The 1,434-nt window shown below is 29.8% G+C and carries 1 protein-coding gene; it reads left to right on the top strand.

Translation table 11 applies throughout. The features are described from left to right. A partial coding sequence (locus OC710_RS02750; protein ID WP_425306761.1) for a metallopeptidase TldD-related protein occupies window positions 1-126 on the top strand: 126 nt, incomplete at its 5' end. Window positions 127-1,434 lie beyond the last annotated feature (1,308 nt).

The following is a 1,434-nucleotide window of genomic DNA, read 5'->3' as shown; positions in this document are numbered from 1 at the left end:
GAAGGAGTCTCTTGTCAAAGCAAAAATATTATTACTCAAGGGATTTTAAATACTTTTATCCATAATTTACAAACTGCTAAACTTTTTGATGTATCACCACAAGATGATAAATCAATCCAAAGATGAATAAGATGGGTTTGTTGTTTGACATACTTCATTATCAATGTTTAGTCGTTACAACAAAATATTCTTAGTAGTTAATATTATTTATATTGTTGTCCAAAGAATATTGATGATGCATTAGATGTCTTGAGATGTGTTAAACCATTATTTAAATATATTTATAATTATTTATTTTTATGATGTGACATGGGTGTTTTACTTTTTTAATAATATTTGCTTTATTAGGAGTTAGTCACTTTTGTGGTTTATGTTTTATGTTTAAGTTTGTGTATGCCTACATTGTATTTATGCTTTCATAAACTAGCATGTTTGTCTCCTAAATTATTAAGCTTTCCAAGTTTATGCAAGGATCAAATGTGTTGGATTGATAGAAGACCAAGGAACAAACAACAAAACCCTAAGTTCAGCTCTGCACCTAGAGCTAAGCAACATTCGGGTTTGGCTGGATTCAGCCCAACCGGATTAATCGAGGATATGGGTAATTTCGGACATCACACAAACGTAAGCCAGCCCACACTTCACCGGAAGAAGACAACACCTTTGTGTGATAGGAAAGCGCAACACCTTCCAATGAGCACGAGGAATGAGCAAATTCTGAAGAAAAGAGGGAAGTTGTAGATAAAAGGTGAAGAGGTCGGGGGAAGAGAATATTATTTTTTTTATTCTTAAAGACATCATTTGTCCCAAGTTTCGTTTCTCTTTCTTCGATTTGGTCATATTTTTATGAAGGACAATGATATTTTGACAATTTTCTCTTATAATCTGATGTGACTTTTTTTATGTGTTAAAATATCATTTTATTTTTTTAAGTTAAAAAAATATTAATTTGTATAAATTATGATCAATTTGATTATTTTTTGTGACGACATTTAAATTGTTAACCAAAAGTGAACAACGACAATCATGTGTCATTTCGTTATTTTTTTTATTTTTTAAATTTTTTAAAAAATTTTAAAAAATTGTTCACATCCAAGTCAACATTATGACACATGGCAGTGTCATATGTCAAGCAAGTGTCATTACCACATACAAAGTCAGTATTATTGTCACATATTTTATATTTAATTCATACAAATTTTCGTTAATTTTATTCAAACAAATTGAATTGAATTGTCTTTTATTCTAACAAACTAAACTGAATTTAGTGAACCGAACAACGATATGAACCAACTGTTATGAACCATTACTTGATTTGTATGGGATGGTTTATCAGCGAAAATCTGGAATCTTGTCACCAATAAATAATAAATGACTTCGCGCTGCGTCCCCCCAAAAGTATTACGATTAATAATTTGTTAATTATGATCAAGA

The organism is 'Vigna radiata' phytoplasma, from assembly GCF_030586915.1.
Classification (GTDB): Bacteria; Bacillota_I; Bacilli_A; order Acholeplasmatales; family Acholeplasmataceae; genus Phytoplasma; species Phytoplasma australasiaticum.
Note: the sequence above shows the minus strand (reverse complement) of the source record. Positions and strands in the feature narration are given on the sequence as shown.